Genomic DNA, 16,410 nt, shown 5'->3' on the forward strand with positions numbered 1-16,410 from the left:
CGCGCTCCCTCACCTGCACCACACCCGGTCACCATCACTCCTACCGCCAACACCAACGCTACGCCCCGCTTGAGCCGCTTCATCTAATGGGGCCCTTCCCCCTCATGATGTCCCACAGCGCGCCCACAGTGCTCGACTCCGGGTACAAGTACCCGATCTCGTCAGCTGCCTCGGTGCCATCAAACGTGTCTGCCATCCATTGCAGCGGGCCGCCCACCCCAGGGAGTGCATCCCAGGCAATAGGGTGCACAAGGTTATGCATCGTGACCTGCTTGCCTCTCTCGGTTTCTTCTGACGAGAACACGTACGCGCCCTCAAGCTTCCGTGGATCTTCGCGCTTCTGGTACACGCCACCACCGTCCTCTGACGCGTGACGAAAGTGAAGGTACTGGCCCACCCCTGCCGCTATATTGTCCCTACTCGCATGCGTCGCATAGATCTTGGTGCCCTTGGAGTCGCTGAGCGCCGTCAGGTCTTCTGCCGCCGTTCCGTACTTCAGGCCGGCCGAACCGAGCGCCACAAATGAGTCAACTTTGGCAGTTGTGTTCTTGAGGGCCTCTGCGACGACGTTCGTGCCATACGAATGACCGATCGCAACAAACCGGTCGATCGAGTCACCACGCTGCGCCGCGATCCCATCCATGAAGCTCGAGAGCCGGGGCGCCCCGCTGTCGGCGCGGCCCTGCCAGGCTTCTTCCAGGAGGTTCGGGGAGCGGTACCCGATCCAGGTAACCATCGCGTAATCGGGGTCGCCGTCACGGATCTCTCGGAACGCATCGAGGGCGTCCCCGATTTGCCGAACGTTTGAACCCATCCCTGAAGCGAACAGCCCGACCTGTCTTGCGGTGTCGAGGTTTCCCATAGAAATTCCTGCGGCGACCGCACCATCGTGGCTGCCGAGCGACAGCAACAGCACAGGGTCCTTTCCCGCCAGTTTCTCTGCTTTCGCGAGGCCCTCTCGGATGCCCTTGAGGTCGAGCTCAAAGTCGGCAAGCGACATATCGCCAGGCTGCAACCCCATCCGCCCGTACGCCGCGGCAAGGTTGTCAGGGTGTTCCTCGTCGAGCGCCCACTCCAGCGCGTACCGCCCAGCCTTATCCATCACCCAAAACGGGATCCCGTCCAGACACGCAAGCTCAAACGAGTGCCGCTCAACGAGACGCTCAAGGTTGAACCCCTTCGAAGCAGCAAGTAGCGCCCATATCTGCGCGACCTCGGCGGGAGACAGCTTTGGATCAAACAACGCATCAGTGAACGCGCCAGGGTTGTCAGCGCCAAGCGCGAGCATGATGTCGAAGTCACCGAGCGTCCCACTCCCAGCGCTCTCGAACGCCGCCGCAATCGACGAGATCCACCGCTCATCCGACACGTTCTCATCAACGAAGCGAGAGAACCCTGTCAATAGAGTCGCGACCGAAGCCGGCGCCCACGAACACGAGTTCGCATAGGCTGCCACGGCCATCTGCAGCGCAGAAAGCCCGTCGCGCATATTCCGGGTGACCAACTGCGACCGCGCGGCAAACCCGCGAAGCGCTACCGGATCAGCGGACGTCGTCCCGCCCGATCCTGCCCCGCCAGCGTACCGACCACGCGATCTCGGGCCGAACACGGCAGTGATAGGCGGCGGGCTGACCGGTGTCGTGTCGGGTTCAAGCCCGACGAACGTATCGAACGTCGTCACACCGAGCGCACCAAGCGCGTCTTGGCTCCGAACAAGTTCCGCGGCCTCCACTTTGGCCCGCCACTCCTCGTGCGCGGCATTCCGCTCCCGCTCCTTCACTGCGGCAGCAATCGCCCTATCGGTCGCTTCGGCGAGATCCTCGAGCTTCCCCGACAGGCTTCCTCGATCCGCCGACTCAATGCCGCACGCGTCAGTGAACCGCTTCGCGTACCCGCCTGTGAACTCCATGCACGCAACAGCAATCGCGAGTGATCTTTCCCACCCTGCACGATGCAGCATCGTCGACACGTCACGAAATGTACGCGCGAGCCGGTTCGCGGTCGATTCGTCGAACTGAATATCAACCATAGCCGCCCTCCGTCACCGCTCATTCGGGGTCGCCACAGACGACCACCTACGAAAAAGGGGGAAAGCCGTGACCGGCTTTCCCCCAACGATCGCAACTATACGCCCACGCAGACAAATGTTGTCAAATTTCGTCGGGGCATGTTGGCTAATTGCACGCGACGAGACAACCCACGACCGCCTGCCACGCAAGAGCTCCTACAGTTGACGTGCGTCCAAGCAGGTTTCTCGGCATCCACAAGTTCCGCCACGCAATTCGCGCGCCGCTCCACTCGAACCTCATACCTTCTTGACTCCCCCGTCACCCCCGGGGCTAGCATGGCCGTACCCACCATCGTGTAGAGGAGCGGACGTGTCACTACCCCAAAGTTCACGGCGCCGGATCGGGCCGGCGGTCGCCATGACTCTCGCCATCCTCGGTTCGCTCGCGCTCCTCGCTGGTTTCGTGTTCCAGGTTGCCACCGCGAGCCCCGGTGTCAGCTCAAAGCCGTCAGAGCGGGTGGTCGAGTTCATCAATGAATCGCTGTCGGGTGCCGCAATTCAGGCCGAGGCCGGCGAGTTGCGCCCAGAGACCCTCACCGTGCTTGAGCAGACAGATGAGGGCGTCGTTGCAGTCGCCTTCCTCACCACGAAAGATGCTCTCGGCATCGGCGTGTACCCGGCGAAGGGAGGCGCCTCAAGCGTCAGCCCTGCAGGGCTCAGGCAAAACAGCCTGCAGGCAATGATCCCCGGCGACGAGTCGACCAGAAACTACGAACTCTCGGTCCGCCGGGTGGGCACCGGCGACGAGTTCGAGCACACCTTTACCGCGAAGTGACGGGACGACACCGATGGCAACGACGCGCAGACGCCTCGCCCCAGCGGCGGCAATGACCGCTGCAGTACTCGGGTCGCTCCTGCTCGGCGGCGGCGCAATAGTTCAGCTGCGCGCTCAGGCCCAAGCGCACGCCGTCGATGTCGTGCACGCTACCGCAATCGAGAACATTCACGAGCGCCTGCTCGCGCCCTCCGGCCTCCTCGTCGGTGTGCTTGCCAACGACACTCCACGCATGGATACCCTCGAGGTTCTGGAGGTCACGCCGGACGGTGTCACTGCCTATGCGCTGATAACTGGCGACGATGTGCTCGTCATTGGGCTCCTGTCGCCAGCCGACGCGGTTGCAATGTCCTCGAGCCCAGGCATCCAACGGGAGGGGGTCTCGGCAACGCTCGACACCGGCGACGGCCGCCACACCTACGACCTCGATGTCTGGCGCGAAGGCACCGGTTTCGGGCACGAACTCATCGTGCAGTAATTCCCCGCGCCGCGTACGATCGGAGCATGGAACCCCTCGCGCCGTCGCCTGGACCCTTCGAATCCGCCGTCGCGCTCCGCGACGCGCTCCGTCGAGGTGAGGTCAGCGCGGTCGAGGCCGCCGAGTACTACCTTGGACGGATCAGTGAGCGCGCAGACCTGGGGGCGTTCATCGCAGTGACGGCCGACGAGGCGCTCCTCGAAGCTCGTGCGGCCGCTGTCAGCCTGCACGCTAACCGGACGGCCGGCGCCGACGAGGGCGCGGCGGGAAGTACGCGGCAGCCGCTGCTCGGGGTGCCGATCGCACACAAGGACATCGTTGACGTCGCCGGAGTGAAGACATCGTTCGGCACCGCCATCAGGCCGCCCCAGCTCGCAGCTGCCGATCATCCAGTCGTGGCTGGCCTGCGCGCCGCGGGCACGATCTCACTCGGCAAGACCCAGGTGCCTGAGTTCGGCCTCAACTGCTACTCCGAGAACCTCATCGCACCCCCAGCTCGCAATCCGCATGACCTCGAGCGCACCCCCGGCGGGTCGAGCGGCGGCAGCGCTGCGGCAGTTGCCGCTGGTGTGCTGCCCGTCGCGCCTGGAACCGACGGCGGCGGGTCGATCCGGATCCCAGCGCTCGCGTGCGGTCTCATCGGCCTGAAGCCAGGGCTCGGGGCGGTGCCCGGAGACGTCACGAACGGCTACGAAGATGTCTTTGGCGCCCCCATTCTCACAGTCTCGGGCCCGCTCGCGCGCACCCCACTTGATGCGGCGATTCTCATGGAGGCAATGGTCGCCGAAGCTGCCAGGGGGAGCTACGAGCTAGCAGTGCTGCGCTCAGACGACGTCAGGGGGCTCACCGTGGCCGCGAGCACATCATCCCCGTTTGCGCCAGCGCTCGACATCACAGTCTCGGCCGACTCCCTTCGCGCGTTCGAGGAGGCAGCTGCCCGGCTTCAGGCGCTCGGGCACGGTGTCGACCAGGCCGACTTCGTCTACGACCCGGAGTACTTCGACTTCTTTTCGGAGGGTTGGATCGCGAGTCTCTCGCTCATCGACCTGACGCCCGACCAGGTTGAACTGCTCGCGCCGCTCACGCGCGAAATGCGTGAGCGCGCGCTGTCGCGCTCACTGTCGCAGCACAAGGAGAGCGCTGCGCGACTTCGCGGCTTCGGTCGCGAAGCTCGCGAGCTCTGGGGTCAGACCGACATTGTCTTGACTCCCGGGCTTGCGATGGCGCCGCCCCGCATCGGCGAGTTCTCCTCGCTCCCGGGCTCCGAAGACTATAAGCGACAGTGCCAGCTGACGCCGTTCACCTCAATGGTCAACGTAGCGGGCTTGCCAGCCATCGCGGTTCCCATCACCGTCGACAGTACCGGCCTCCCGGTCGGGGTGCAGCTCATCGGTCGGCAGGGCAGCGAGGCGCAGCTCCTCGCTCTCGCGGAGCAGCTCACCGCGTTCTAAGCGCGCTCGGCGCCTGAGTTAGGCGGCCGCGTCACCGAGCGTCGCCCGCAGCATGTCGGTGACTTCGTGAATGTGGGCGCCCATCGTCTCGCCAGCAGCCTGCGCATCTCCCGCGCGGATCGCCTCAAACACCGCCCGGTGTTGCGCAATGAGCGCGTCGTTCCCCTGCGCGCGCTCGACGACGCGGACAACCCAGACCGCGAGCAGCGACTTGATGTTCAGGAGGATCGCTGAGAGAGCGGAGTTCGCAGCCGCCCTCGCAATGGCGAGGTGGAACGCGTTGTCGGCACTCGCGAATGCTTCAGGGTTCTCCGCGCTCTCCATCCTGACGAGCAGTCCTTCAAGTTCCGTGAGGTCCGCGTCGCTCCGGCGCTCAGCCGCGAGACCGGCAAGTGCAACCTCGGTGTAGTACCGCGCTTCGATGAGCTCGTCTGCCTCGCGGGTGCCGAGCAGCACGCCCCACGACACCACCTGCGGCAGGATACTGCTCGGGGCGGTCGAGAGATAGGTGCCGTCGCCGGGGCGGATGTCGATGAAGCCGATGATGTCGAGGCACTTGAGCGCCTCGCGTAGCGGCGACCGGCCAACGCCAAGGAGCTCAACGAGTCTGCGCTCAGGGGGCAGCTTGTCGCCGGGCTTCATGCCCAGGCTCACGGTGCTCTGCACGACGTGCTGAACGATGTCGGCGACCGAGGTACGGCGAGCATCACCTACCGCGGGAAAGACAGGATCAGACAGAGCAATCACCCTTCCTCATGCGTGACGCCCCGCGCCGAGCCGCCACTTCGTTCTTGCAGCGATGATACAGGCCGCACCCAAGCGGGGGTGCGGCCTGTATCTATCCTGACACCGGAGATCACTCCCGGGTGCACGAAAGGGGCGGCTAGAACCAGCGGTGCCCGACGGTGTCTTTGCCGAGTTCGCCGGCCATCTGCTTGATCTGGCGGATCATGAGGCCGATGTCTGAGCCGAGCGAGACCATGCCGAATCCCTGGTCTCGGCGCTGGATTGCCTCGTCTGTGTGACGGGCCACGATGCCTGAGCCAATCCCCCTTTCCTTCGCTCGGCGCAGGATGTCGAGGTTGATTTCGGTGACGCCAGGGCCTTCCCACTCTCCGACCGCACCGCGGCTCGCCGACATGTCGCCGGGACCAAGGAAGATCGCCTCGATGCCGTCGACGCCGAGAATCTCGTCAAGGTTGTCGTACGATTTCTGCGTCTCGATCATCGGAATGAAGAGCAGTTCGTCGTTCGCTGTCTTCACGTAGTTCTCAAGATCCAGACCCCATTTCACCGACCGCTCACCACCGATGCCGCGGCGCCCGATGGGCGGGTAGTAGAAGTGGTCGTAAGCTGCTTTCACCTCGTCTGCGCTGTCGACGAGGGGCAGCACGATGCCGTGCGCGCCGACGTCGAGCGCCCGCTTGATCGGCTCGAGATCTTGCGATGGCGGGCGAACAAGCACGGTCATGTCCGTGCCGCGCGCGGCCTGCAGGTGGCCCTGAATGTCCTTGAAGTTCAGGTAGCCGTGCTCCATGTCGATGCAGATCCAGTCGATCCCGAGCATCCCAGCAACCTCAGTCACCGCGGACGCCTCGGAGGTCACCCAGAGACCAAATGCGGTCTCCCCTGCTGCAAGCTTATGGCGGAGCTTCTCGTTCAACTCATTACCTTTCGTTCGTCGGCCGCGGCGTTCGCGCCCGATGTGTGGGTGTCTTCCGTGTGCCTTCGGAAGTTCCATTCGTCCTCGGCCTGCGGCGACGTGCCGCGCTTCAGCTGCCACTTGGAGACCCAAGCGACAAGGAAGGGGACGAGGATCGCGGTGGTGATGACGGCGGCGGCGATCTGCGATGTCGCGATCGCCTGGATCGACTCATAGCTCGGGTCGACGAGCGCAACTGCCGCCGGTGTCGCGATCGCATTGCCAGCGGTCGTTGACTCGGCCGCACCGGCGATGACGTTGCGGGCGCGCTTCGGGCGGCCACGCAGCACATGCACGAGGTACAGCAGCCCCATGCTCGCGGCGGCGACAATTGTGAGCGAGAAGAGGCCAAGGAGCACGCCCTGCAGGCCCGACTGCGGCAGCGCCGCGAAGTCGATACCGCGGCCGACGATGAAACCGAGGAACGGGATGAGGAGCAGCTCGCCTGGCTTCAGGAAGTTGCGGGCGGTGGGGCTCACGTTGCCGACGATGAAGCCGATGACGAGCGGGAGCAGGATCCCGACGAGCATCTCTGCAGGGAAGGACGCGAGGCCAGCAGCTCCGAGCGCGATGAGCGTGATGAACGGGCCGTCGTTGATCGACAGCACCGACACTGCGCCGCGGTCGCTAAGGTTGCCGAACTGCTTCGTGAGCGCGACGTACAGGGTCGAGTTCGAGTTCGTGATCGCCGCAATGAGCGCGAGCGGAGTGAGCCCCCAGAGCACGCCGCCGGGGACAAGGAACGCCACGCCGAGGCCGATCGCGATGCCGACGCCGACCTTTGCGGTGAGCACGACGACACCCTTCTCGAGCGTCACGGCTCCCTGCCGAAAGTCGAGCTGCGCGCCCATGCAGAAGAAGAACAGCCCAAGGAGGGCGCCGACGCCGTCGCGGAAGAGCGCCGTCGTGAAGCTGCCGATGTCGAGTAGTTCGGGGAGGAAGGTGTTAATAATGGCGCCGAGAAACAGCGGGTAGATCATGAGCGCGCCAGGCACGCTTCCGACGAGCTTCCCGAGTCGCCCCAGCGGCCCAGTGGTAGTGGTTTCGGTCAAGACTCACTCCTTCGTGAGATGTGGCTGACGGCCTAGGCGGCCGCGGTGGATCGGGCCTCGCGTGCCCTGGCTTCGAGTTCGCGGCGCACCTCGACCGCGATCGTGTCGGCGGGGAGTTCGACGTCGTCCCAGCTGACTGGCTGGCCCTTCGCGACCGCGCGAACGACCTTCGCTCCATGCGCGAGCCCCATCGGCAGGCAGCGCCCGTCGAGGGATCGCTCGGCGCTCGTGAGCGCACCGCGCACCGTGTAGCCGCCCTCGCCGTCGAGCACGTCGCCAGGGGCGAGGTCGCGCTTGGCCACGCTGATGACGTCGCCGATGAACGCCTTCGGAGCGCCAGTCGCCTCTCCGCGCAGCACGGCGGAGGCGATGCTCACCCCGAGTTCCATGCCGATCATGTGGTACGGCCGATACAGGGATGCGAACTCACCACTCGGGTCGGTGATCACGCCGTACTCGGTGAAGCACGCTGCCGCATATTCGGTCCGCGCCTTGAACGTGACGTATACGCCCCAGCGCAGGTCGCGAGCAATCTCGCTGCCATCACGCTCGAGGCTCGAGACGACCTCAACAGTTCCGCTCTGCCGCAGCACTCCACCGCGATCGGCGGGGATGAGTTCACTCGAGAGGTCGTCGACGCTCACGGGCGGGAACCGCAGCCCGTCGGCATCGGGGACGAGTCCGGTGGCGTTTGCGACGGCCGCCATCTCGATGGCTGACTTCGTGCCGTCGATGAACGAGTTGAACATCTGTGGGTTCATCCCGCCGGCCTGCGCCTGCTCCTCGGTGAGGCCGTAGTAGCCCCATACGGTCTCGGGCGTCGACTCCTCATACTCAGGAAGGTACTTGGTGCCCTTGCCCGCGGCGACAACCTCGTAGCCGACGGTGCGGCACCAGTCGACCATCTCGGAAATAAGCGCGGGCTGGTCGCCGTAGGCCATCGAGTAGACGACGCCAGCGGCGTCTGCCTTCTCCTTGAGGATCGGGCCGACCATGCAATCCGCTTCGACATTCACCATGATGATGTGCTTGCCGTGCTCGATTGCGGCGAGGGCGTGCTTCGTGCCGACGAGCGGATTTCCAGTCACTTCGAGGATGACCTCGACGTGCTCGCTCGACACGAGCTCCATCGAATCGGTGACGACCGCAGTGCGGCCGCTCTCGCGAGCCTCATCAAGGGTAATTCGGCCGTAGCGCTCGGCGTGCCAGCCGGTGCGCGCGAGGGAGGCCTCCGCCCGGGCCGGGTCGAGCTCGGCGACACCGACAACGTGGAACTCGGGTTGCCCGGCGGCCTGGGTGAGAAACATCGAGGCGAACTTCCCTGCGCCGATGACACCGACCCGGATCGGGCCCGCCGCCTGTGCTCGCTGCTGCATCAGGTCGTAGAGGTTCATGCGAGTTCTCCTGCCTGGCCGGCGAGGCCAAAATTGAAGGCGGTCAGCTCGTCAGCCGGGGCGACCGGCAGCTCACGGATGGGCGAGAACGATGTCGGCGTCATGATTGTGTTGTCCCAGCGGACGATCATCGGTCGAACGACGTCGATGCACGCCTGCCACTCTGGGTCTGCGGCGAGCGCCGCCCGCCGCGCTGCACGGTCATTCAGGTCGGTGAACGCCCAGAGGTGGCGCACCTGATTCTGCGTGCCGAACTCGGTCGTGAAATAGCCGAGGAAACCCTCGAGAATACGCTTCTGCGCTGGTAAACCGAGGCGCTCGTAGTTCGCAAGGAACTCCGCCATCGGTATGCCCGGGTTGATGTCGTAGGTGCGCATTTCGACGATCACGCACGCCTCCTTTTCGCTTCGTTGCGGGTTCATGTCCGTTGATATTCCGCGGGAGTTGCCTCCGCCAGAGCGAAACATCAACCGGTCGATGTTTAGCATAGAGGTCCAGCCTGACTCCGTCAACATCGGCCCACAATCGGGTCGGAGCACGACACACGACAGTCGGTAGAGTGTCGGCATGACCCCGTCGCAGTTCGAGCTTGCCCCCCAGGCGTGGGGCCTGCTGCTCGTCGCAGCGGTGCTCGTTGGCGTTTCGAAGACAGCGCTGCCAGGGATCAATACGATCTCCATCGCGATCTTTGCCGCCGTACTGCCAGCGAAGGCCTCGACGGGGGCGCTGCTCCTGCTCCTCATCGTCGGCGACGTATTCGCGCTCGTGAGCTACCGGAGGGAGGCCAACTGGCGGGCCCTTCTGCGCCTCATCCCATTCGCCGCGCTCGGACTCGGCCTTGGGGCGCTGTTCCTTGCACTCATGAACGACGGGTCGGTGCGTCGGGTCATCGGCGCGATCCTGCTCGTACTCATTGGCGTGACGCTGTGGCAGCGATGGCACCCGCGCGCCGCCGATCTACGTCCCACCGAGACTTCTCGCACCGCCGCGCGCGCCGGGTTCGGAACGCTCGGCGGGTTCACGACGATGGTCGCGAACGCCGGCGGCCCCGTCATGTCGCTCTACTTCCTGTCCGCACGGCTTCCAGTGACGACCTTCCTCGGCACCGCCGCCTGGTTCTTCGCCGCAATCAACCTCACCAAGCTCCCGATTTCAATCAGCCTCGGCCTCATTACCCCCGCGACCCTCGAGCTCGACCTTTTACTCGTTCCCGGCGTGGTCGCCGGCGCCTTCCTTGGACGCCTTGTCGCCTCGCGCATTCGCCAGCACACCTTCGAGTGGGCAGTGATCGCTGGCACCTCCCTCGGCGCGCTCTACCTGCTGCTGAGCTAGGACGCGTCACTGCCCCACATTGCCGAAGTACCCCCTCGGGGTATAGCGTGAGTGACATGCACACGATCGATTTCTCTGTCACCGGCATGACCTGCGGAAACTGCGAAAACCACGTACGCGAGGAGGTCGGCGAGGTGCCCGGCGCCCGGGTCCTCGAGGTGAGCGCGACGTCGGGCCTGCTGCGCGTCGAGTCCGAGACCCCCCTCGACGTCGCGGCCGTGATCGCGGCGGTCGACGAGGCTGGCTACGAGGCAACGGTCGTCTAGCCGGGCGTGGATACGACCCGCGACACGATGAGGGAAGCCAGGTAACATGCGAAGCATGGATGAGCCGAATTGCGACCCCGAGTTTAGCCCCGGCCATCCGTCGGCCCCCGCTGGCGGCGGAGAGAGCCACGCCGGCCATTCGCACGGGCTCGAGGGCGCAGCGACGGCGACGGGCAAGCACCGCACACGCCTGATCCTGGTACTTGCGATCACACTCAGCGTGTTTCTGGTGCAGCTTGTTGGCGCCTTCATCTCGAAGTCGCTCTCGCTCCTTGCCGACTCCGGCCACATGCTGACCGACGCCACCGGCGTCGCGATCGCCCTGCTCGCGAGCATCATTGCGACGCTGCCGGCCAACTCGAAACGGACCTACGGGTATCTCCGGGTGGAGGTGCTCGCCGCGCTCGCAAACGGCATCGTGCTCGGCGTCATCGCCGTCGTCATCTTCGTGCAGGCGATCTCGCGCTTCGGTTCCGAGGTCGAAGTGCAGTCGACGCCAATGCTCATCGCGGCAGTGATCGGCGCGGCAGCGAACCTCGTGTCCCTGCTTATTTTGCGCTCGGGCCAGAAGGAGAGCCTCAACGTTCGCGGAGCCTATCTCGAGGTACTCGGCGACCTCCTCGGCTCACTTGCAGTCATCGTCGCTGGCATCATCATTGCCGTGACGGGCTGGATGATGGTCGACCAGATTGCGTCGATCGCAATTGCGCTGCTCATCGCACCGCGCGCCTACAGTCTCCTTCGCGACGTTGTTTCAGTACTCCTCGAGGCGACGCCAAAGGACTTCGATGTCAACGCAGCGCGCGATCATATGCTCGCGGTGCCTGGCGTCGTCGAGGTGCACGACGTGCACGCGTGGACGATCACCTCAGGCGTCCCGGCGTTTTCGGCCCACGTCACCATTACTGATGACTCGTGGAGCGAACGCGGGTATCACGCGGTACTCGACGAGCTCAAGGCCTGCCTCGTCGAGCACTTCAACCTTGAACACTCAACGCTGCAGCTCGAACCAGAAAGCCACGACATACCGAGCCTACGGCTGCACACCCACGACTAGCGCGCGATCGGGCTTACTGGCGCGCGGCTGCTGTGCGAACGACGCGCGCGTAGTGCATGTCGGTCTGGGCGAGCGCTGAGACGCGCGAGACGATCGGCAGATTCTCCCACCCGCCCGTCCACGAGAGCTTACCGGCGAGCTGCCAAACGGTCAGACCCGGCTCGGCAGACAGACACTCGGCTGCCTGCCGCGTGCGGGCCTCGTGATGCTCGCGAATCTCGGCACAGCGCGATCCGAGTGGCGCGAACCGGAAGCCGTGCCCGGGCAACGCCTCTGCTCCGGCGTACGGCGCGAGCTTCTCAAGCGACTCGTAATACTCACCCAGCGGATCCGCGGTGCGTTTCCCACCAAGCGCGACTCCGGGATTGATCAGCGGTAGCACATGGTCTCCCGTGAACACCGCATCGGCGTCTTCGAGCGCGAGGCAGATGTGGCCAGTAGTATGGCCGGGCGTGTGAATCACGAAGGCGCGGTAGCGTCCGAGGTCAAGCGTGTCTCCATCGGCGAGCTCGTCGTCAACGACCACCGTCGCACCGAAATCAGCTCGCGAGTTCGCGATGGCGAGAAGCTGCTCCCGCCATTCCTCGGGCACTCCCCACTCACCAAGCATGTCGCCGACGTCGTGCCCTGCCGAGAACTGGAGCCCCTCTCGGATCGCCGCTGCTTCGTCAGCGTGCATGCGCACCCGGGCGCCCGATGCCTCACGAATCCGGTTCGCAAGGCCGGTGTGGTCAAAGTGCAGGTGGGTGAGGGTCACCGTCTCGATATCGGCGAGCTCGCGGTCCAGCGACGCGATCGCCTCGCCAAACGCCGCCCAGTTCGCGTCGGTGTCGAGCCCTGCGTCGACGACGTGCACCGCACGCGAACCATCGCCAGCGAGGATCGCATAGCTGAACGCGTAAGGGGGCTGCATGCCAGGCATATCCAGGGCGATGGCGTGGATCCCTGGACGGACCTCCTCGATCGTCGGAATCGTTCCGGCGCGAAGCGCGTTCCGCTGGTTATCGCTTGTCGTGCGAACGGGATCCACTGCCATACCTCCTGATACGGTGCTGCGTTGTGCGCGAGCGCTGCTCGGCAAGGTTAGCGGTTGCTGACCTTGCCGAACAGGTTCGCGATTGGCGCGACGAGCAGCGGTCGCGTGAGGAACCAGGCGATCGCGATGAGCGCGAGACCTGCCGTGAACATCCAGAACCCGAACCAGCCAGCCCCGTCATTGCCTGCGTACATATGGTTGAGATTCCGCAGCGCACCCGTCGTGAGTACCAGGAACACGTGGACGATCACGAAGAACACAAAGAACAGCATCGTCGGGTAGTGCAGCGCCCGCGCAAGCGGAGCCGGGAAGACCTTGTCGAGCTGCTCGTTGTTCTTTGGCCACCACTCGCTCATCCGAAGCCCGGTGAGCGCAGCAACCGGTGCCGCGATGAACACGATGACGAAGTACATGATCTGCTGTAGCGCGTTGTAGTTCACCCAACCGTTCTCGACAGGCCAATCGAGCGTGAGGTACTGCAGCATCGCCGATGCCGCGTTCGGGAAGACTTCCCAACTCGTCGGCACAATGCGCGCCCAGTGCCCGGTGACGAACAACAGCACAACAAAGATGATGCCGTTTGCGAGCCAGAGCAGATCGATGCTCGTGTGCAGCCACAGATGGATCGAGATCTTCTTGCCGCCCTTCTTCGGCGTGAAGAAGGCGTCAGGCTTCTGCTGATGGCGCACCGTGAGGCCCGTGCGGACAATCAGCACCATGAAGAACAGGTTCAGGTAGTGCGTCCAGCGCGCCCAGGCAGGGAAACCCTCGTCGGGTTCGTACGCCGGATGGTACTCGCCCGGGTACCGCTCGAGGAACTCTGGAACTCCGGGAAGCGTGGTCACACCGCGTGCTGCAAGCACTATGAGGCCAGCGAACGCAACAAGCCCGACAAGGCCCAGCGACCCGAGTTTCACCCACTGCGAGAGCGACCGCGACCCGATCATCTTCGGCTCTCGCACCGGCTTGTCTGGCTTCGCTGCGGGTGCCGGCGCGGCCTGCTGAGCCGCCGGAGCGGGCGCCGGAGCTGCAGCGGCCGGAGCCTGAGTTGCAGGGGCGGGAGCCTGAGTTGCAGGGGCGGGAACCGGGGCAGCCGTCGCGGGTGTACCGCTCGCTGCGGCAGGCGCCGGAGTAGCTGCGGGCTGAGTGGGGACAGGCGTCTCGGCATGTGGCGGGGTGGCTGCAGGCGCCGCGGTGGGCACCGGCGCCGCCTGCGCGACGGCAGACTGGGCGGCTGCGCGCTCGGGCGCGAGGCCCTCTGGCGGCCAAGGGTCGCCGCCGGCGACGCGAGGCAGCCCGCGGCGAAGCGGGGTGGTACCGAACACGACAGGGGCGGCAGGAGCATTGGCGGCGACCGAAGAGCCTGGAGCCTCGGGTGGCGCGGCGCTCAGCGCACTCGCGGGCTCAGCCGCAACAGCCTCAGCGACTGGCGCTGTTGCTGGTGCGGCAGCCGCTGCAGCGGGCACAGCGCCCGCAGCAGGACCCACGGAGGCCGGCACAGCCGTGCCAGCTGGCGCGAGCCCCTCGGGCGGCCACGGTTCTCCCCCGGCGACGCGGGGAAGTCCGCGGCGAAGCGGTACGGAGCTCAGCGCCGTTGCCGTTCCCGTAGCCGCGGAAGCCGCAGCGGGAGCGGGGGTCGCGAGGTCGGCCGGAGCGTCAGCAACTACAGCAGCAACCGCCTCGGCCGCCTCGACTGGGGTCAAGGCGTCGCCGGGAGTTTGCGTAGGAGCGGGCTGGGTCGGTGCTGGCTGCGCACCAACTGGCTCGTGCGCGAGCGCGACGGCTGGCGCACCCGCCAGCGCCCCGGAGGGCGGCCAGGGCTCGCCCCCTGGGACGCGGGGCAACCCGCTCCGTATCGTCTGGGAGTAGCTCGCCATCGCTGCTACTGCCTAGCTTCGAGGGCTGCGAGGAGCTGTGGCACGACAGTGAACACGTCGCCGACAACGCCGAAGTCGGCGACGTCGAAGATCGGCGCATCGCCGTCTTTGTTGATCGCGACGATGTTTTTTGCTGTCTGCATTCCCGCGCGGTGCTGGATCGCGCCCGAGATGCCGAGGGCGATGTACAACTGAGGGGAGACCGAGACGCCGGTCTGTCCGACCTGGTACGAGCTGGGAACGAAGCCCGCGTCGACCGCAGCGCGGGAAGCGCCGACAGCTGCGCCGAGGGCGTCTGCGAGCTGCTCGACGAGCTCGAACTGCTCTTTCGAGCCGAGTCCGCGGCCACCGGAGACCACCCGAGCCGCTCCGCGGAGTTCGGGACGCGAAGAGACCTCGGTCACGGCTTCGAACGAGTCGATGCGCGCAGCGGGTGCGCCCGAGTCGGTCACTGTGAGTGGCTCGGCTGATGCTGTCTGAGCCTCGGCGCGCGCGTCGACGGCGCCCTGCCGGATTGTGACAACGGGTGCGCCGAACGTCGGCGCCGACGTGACGTTGTACGCGCCGCCGTAGACCGAGTGCTGTGCGACGACTCCGAGATCGTCTCGCGCGACACCGACAGCGTCGACCGCAAGAGCAGACTTGCTTCGCGCAGCGAACCGGGCCGCGGTGTCGCGACCGTTCACGGAGTTCGAGACCAGCACGGCGTCTGGTTCAACGAGGGCAGCGGCGGCCTGGAGCGCGTCGACGGCAAACGTGCCGAGCGTCACGGTATCAGTCGGTGTCGCGACGAGCACCCGCGTTGCACCGAGTGCAGCCGCATCGGCGGCGAGCGCCTCGGGGCCAACCACGAGCGCGACGGGTGTACCCGCCTGCGAAGCAGCACCGAGCAGGCCGGCGGCGGCGTCCTCAAGGCCGCCAGATGCTTGCGGTTCGAGGACGACAAGGATCGAGTCCTGTGCAAATTCAGCCATGATCTGTTTCCCTTCGTCCCTATACCAGTCGGTTCTCGATGAGATAGTTGGCGAGCTGTGTGCCTGCATCGCCCTCATCAACGATCTTCACGCCCGCGGCTCGGGCAGGCTTCTCGGCTACGGCGGTCATGATCGAGCGTGCCGCGGCCGGATCTTCGGCGTCGACGCCAAGATCCGCGAGCGAGACAACCTCGAGCGGCTTCTTCTTCGCGGCCATGATGCCCTTGAAGTTTGCGAAGCGCGCCTCGGGCAGCGCCTCGGTGATCGAGATCACGGCTGGCAAATCGGCGGAAACCTTCTGCAGCCCGCCATCAACAGGGCGTACGCCCGAAACTGCGGAGGCTGAGATCGCTACCTCGCTCAGGCCAGTGAGGCCCGGCACGCGCAGCTGTTCGGCGAGCATCGCGGGGATAGCGCCGCCCGAGCCGTCAGTTGAAGCGTTGCCAGCGATGACGAGGTCGAAACCCGCACGAGTGATCGCTTTCGCGAGCACCTCTGCGGTCAAGCCGAGGTCAGCCCCGAGCAACGCTTCGTCGACGACGTGCACCGCCGAGTGCGCGCCCATGCCGAGCGCTTTGCGGATCGAGCCGCTCGCCCCTTCGGGTGCGAGCGTCAGCACGACGACCTCGGTACCTTCGTTCGCGTCGGCGAAAGAGAGTGCCGCCTCAAGCGCGCGCTCGCCGATCTCGTCAAGAACGGTGTCGGAGGCTGCACGGTCTGCGATTCCGGTCTCAAGGTTCAGTTTGCGATCCCCGTACGTATCGGGAACCTCCTTGACCAGCACGACAATCTTCATCGATTCTCCTTAACTCGGCCTCGCGGCCTGAGATCTCGTTCGGGCCGCTGCGCCGCCCAGCGCCCGGGTAGAGCGCGTGATTTCCTCGTAAACGCATCATACGTGAGGGAATGCCTCAAAGTGGAAATTGTTGCGCGACCCACCTGATTCGT

At 65.4% G+C, this 16,410-nt stretch carries 16 protein-coding genes; 6 read left to right on the forward strand and 10 right to left on the reverse strand.

Going from position 1 to position 16,410, the window contains the following annotated elements:
* Positions 1-79: 79 nt before the first annotated feature.
* Positions 80-2,029, reverse strand: coding sequence for an alpha/beta hydrolase (locus ACF07D_RS15260; protein WP_391505482.1), 1,950 nt, complete (start codon positions 2,027-2,029; stop codon positions 80-82).
* A 349-nt stretch (positions 2,030-2,378) separates the two neighbouring features.
* On the opposite strand from ACF07D_RS15260, the gene ACF07D_RS15265 reads away from it, so the two are divergent.
* From ACF07D_RS15265 to ACF07D_RS15275, 3 genes are read left to right on the forward strand one after another with little or no spacing between them, the layout of a single operon-like run.
* On the forward strand, positions 2,379-2,843 hold the full coding sequence (locus ACF07D_RS15265) for a hypothetical protein (protein ID WP_391505483.1): 465 nt from the start codon (positions 2,379-2,381) through the stop codon (positions 2,841-2,843).
* Between the two features lie 52 nt (positions 2,844-2,895).
* Positions 2,896-3,321: a hypothetical protein gene (locus tag ACF07D_RS15270; RefSeq protein WP_391505484.1), complete on the forward strand. Its 426-nt coding sequence runs from the start codon at positions 2,896-2,898 to the stop codon at positions 3,319-3,321.
* Between the two features lie 26 nt (positions 3,322-3,347).
* A complete protein-coding gene (locus ACF07D_RS15275) occupies positions 3,348-4,772 on the forward strand; it encodes an amidase (RefSeq protein ID WP_391505485.1) in 1,425 nt (474 codons plus the stop codon).
* Positions 4,773-4,790: 18 nt separating this feature from the next.
* Here the strand turns inward: ACF07D_RS15275 and ACF07D_RS15280 are convergent, their stop codons facing one another.
* From ACF07D_RS15280 to ACF07D_RS15300, 5 genes are all read right to left on the reverse strand, one after another.
* Positions 4,791-5,519, reverse strand: a complete 729-nt coding sequence (locus ACF07D_RS15280; protein WP_119285455.1) for a FadR/GntR family transcriptional regulator — start codon at positions 5,517-5,519, stop codon at positions 4,791-4,793.
* A 136-nt stretch (positions 5,520-5,655) separates the two neighbouring features.
* Positions 5,656-6,435, reverse strand: a complete 780-nt coding sequence (locus ACF07D_RS15285) for an HpcH/HpaI aldolase/citrate lyase family protein (protein WP_162921439.1) — start codon at positions 6,433-6,435, stop codon at positions 5,656-5,658.
* Positions 6,432-7,526, reverse strand: a complete 1,095-nt coding sequence (locus ACF07D_RS15290) for a 2-keto-3-deoxygluconate permease (RefSeq protein WP_391505486.1) — start codon at positions 7,524-7,526, stop codon at positions 6,432-6,434. Before ACF07D_RS15290 ends, ACF07D_RS15285 begins: the two co-directional genes overlap by 4 nt.
* Positions 7,527-7,558: 32 nt before the next feature.
* Positions 7,559-8,920: an NAD(P)H-dependent oxidoreductase gene (locus ACF07D_RS15295; protein WP_391505487.1), complete on the reverse strand. Its 1,362-nt coding sequence runs from the start codon at positions 8,918-8,920 to the stop codon at positions 7,559-7,561.
* Positions 8,917-9,309, reverse strand: a complete 393-nt coding sequence (locus tag ACF07D_RS15300; protein ID WP_255808644.1) for an NIPSNAP family protein — start codon at positions 9,307-9,309, stop codon at positions 8,917-8,919. The genes ACF07D_RS15295 and ACF07D_RS15300 overlap by 4 nt, the downstream gene beginning before the upstream one ends.
* A 178-nt stretch (positions 9,310-9,487) precedes the next feature.
* Here ACF07D_RS15300 and ACF07D_RS15305 point away from each other — a divergent pair, with 178 nt between their 5' ends.
* The 3 genes from ACF07D_RS15305 to ACF07D_RS15315 are packed head-to-tail and all read left to right on the forward strand — an operon-like array spanning position 9,488 to position 11,575.
* A complete protein-coding gene (locus tag ACF07D_RS15305; protein WP_391505488.1) occupies positions 9,488-10,252 on the forward strand; it encodes a sulfite exporter TauE/SafE family protein in 765 nt (254 codons plus the stop codon).
* A 56-nt stretch (positions 10,253-10,308) separates the two neighbouring features.
* Positions 10,309-10,518 (forward strand): heavy-metal-associated domain-containing protein, encoded by a 210-nt coding sequence (locus ACF07D_RS15310; protein WP_391505489.1) that lies wholly within the window; start codon positions 10,309-10,311, stop codon positions 10,516-10,518.
* A gap of 55 nt (positions 10,519-10,573) precedes the next feature.
* Complete coding sequence (locus tag ACF07D_RS15315) at positions 10,574-11,575, forward strand: cation diffusion facilitator family transporter (RefSeq protein ID WP_119285451.1); 1,002 nt, start codon at positions 10,574-10,576, stop codon at positions 11,573-11,575.
* Positions 11,576-11,588: 13 nt separating this feature from the next.
* Here ACF07D_RS15315 and ACF07D_RS15320 read toward each other — a convergent pair whose 3' ends face one another.
* Genes ACF07D_RS15320 through ACF07D_RS15335 form a run of 4 tightly spaced genes read right to left on the reverse strand, consistent with a single transcriptional unit; the run spans position 11,589 to position 16,258 of the window.
* A complete protein-coding gene (locus ACF07D_RS15320) occupies positions 11,589-12,611 on the reverse strand; it encodes an MBL fold metallo-hydrolase (RefSeq protein WP_391505490.1) in 1,023 nt (340 codons plus the stop codon).
* A 47-nt stretch (positions 12,612-12,658) separates the two neighbouring features.
* Positions 12,659-14,488 carry a cytochrome b/b6 domain-containing protein gene (locus ACF07D_RS15325; protein ID WP_391505491.1) on the reverse strand — a complete coding sequence of 610 codons (1,830 nt, stop codon included), beginning with the start codon at positions 14,486-14,488 and terminating at the stop codon, positions 12,659-12,661.
* Positions 14,489-14,493: 5 nt separating this feature from the next.
* A complete protein-coding gene (locus ACF07D_RS15330; protein ID WP_391505492.1) occupies positions 14,494-15,462 on the reverse strand; it encodes an electron transfer flavoprotein subunit alpha/FixB family protein in 969 nt (322 codons plus the stop codon).
* A gap of 19 nt (positions 15,463-15,481) precedes the next feature.
* The gene (locus tag ACF07D_RS15335; protein ID WP_391505493.1) at positions 15,482-16,258 is read right to left on the reverse strand and encodes an electron transfer flavoprotein subunit beta/FixA family protein; all 777 of its coding nucleotides are present in this window, start codon (positions 16,256-16,258) and stop codon (positions 15,482-15,484) included.
* Positions 16,259-16,410: the final 152 nt, after the last annotated feature.

The sequence above is a fragment of the Leucobacter sp. NPDC015123 genome (genome assembly GCF_043080205.1).
Taxonomy (GTDB): domain Bacteria; phylum Actinomycetota; class Actinomycetes; order Actinomycetales; family Microbacteriaceae; genus Leucobacter; species Leucobacter aridicollis_A.

Excerpts from the sequence above, each read along its gene's own strand:
- ACF07D_RS15260 (WP_391505482.1), bottom strand. The coding sequence starts at position 2,029 with ATGGTTGATATTCAGTTCGACGAATCGACCGCGAACCGGCTCGCGCGT.
- ACF07D_RS15270 (WP_391505484.1), top strand. The coding sequence starts at position 2,896 with ATGACCGCTGCAGTACTCGGGTCGCTCCTGCTCGGCGGCGGCGCAATA.
- ACF07D_RS15275 (WP_391505485.1), top strand. The coding sequence starts at position 3,348 with ATGGAACCCCTCGCGCCGTCGCCTGGACCCTTCGAATCCGCCGTCGCG.
- ACF07D_RS15295 (WP_391505487.1), bottom strand. The coding sequence starts at position 8,920 with ATGAACCTCTACGACCTGATGCAGCAGCGAGCACAGGCGGCGGGCCCG.
- ACF07D_RS15305 (WP_391505488.1), top strand. The coding sequence starts at position 9,488 with ATGACCCCGTCGCAGTTCGAGCTTGCCCCCCAGGCGTGGGGCCTGCTG.
- ACF07D_RS15310 (WP_391505489.1), top strand. The coding sequence starts at position 10,309 with ATGCACACGATCGATTTCTCTGTCACCGGCATGACCTGCGGAAACTGC.
- ACF07D_RS15315 (WP_119285451.1), top strand. The coding sequence starts at position 10,574 with ATGGATGAGCCGAATTGCGACCCCGAGTTTAGCCCCGGCCATCCGTCG.
- ACF07D_RS15320 (WP_391505490.1), bottom strand. The coding sequence starts at position 12,611 with ATGGCAGTGGATCCCGTTCGCACGACAAGCGATAACCAGCGGAACGCG.
- ACF07D_RS15325 (WP_391505491.1), bottom strand. The coding sequence starts at position 14,488 with ATGGCGAGCTACTCCCAGACGATACGGAGCGGGTTGCCCCGCGTCCCA.
- ACF07D_RS15330 (WP_391505492.1), bottom strand. The coding sequence starts at position 15,462 with ATGGCTGAATTTGCACAGGACTCGATCCTTGTCGTCCTCGAACCGCAA.
- ACF07D_RS15335 (WP_391505493.1), bottom strand. The coding sequence starts at position 16,258 with ATGAAGATTGTCGTGCTGGTCAAGGAGGTTCCCGATACGTACGGGGAT.